Annotated in this window: 1 protein-coding gene; it reads left to right on the plus strand. The window is 47.3% G+C overall.

Features of this window, described 5'->3' with window-relative positions; all coding sequences use genetic code 11:
* Positions 1 to 355: hypothetical protein (locus AC3WV0_RS18140; protein ID WP_488847490.1), on the plus strand; the 355-nt coding region annotated here is incomplete at both ends.

A 355-nucleotide genomic window follows, 5' to 3' on the forward strand; every position in this document is an offset into this window, starting at 1 on the left:
ATTATACAACTGGCAGGAGATTTAGCAGGACCTGTTGCTGCCCCTACCATTGCAAGCAATGCAGTAACTTCTGCTAAAATAGCAGATGGTGCGGTAACAGCTTCAAAGCTTAACCAGATGTCCGCCACTTCAGGACAGGTACTGGGTTGGAACGGAACAACCTGGGCCCCTACTGCCAATGGAATAAGTACTACCCTGAACAACGGAAACATCTTAGTGGGAAATGCTTCAAATGTGGCCACAGCCGTAAGTCCGACAGGAGATGTCACCATTTCTAATGCAGGGATAACTTCTATAGGCACAGGCAAAGTTAGCACTACACACCTTGCCAATAATGCAGTAACCGTTGCCAAAC

Source organism: Chryseobacterium sp. 27AL (assembly GCF_057815395.1).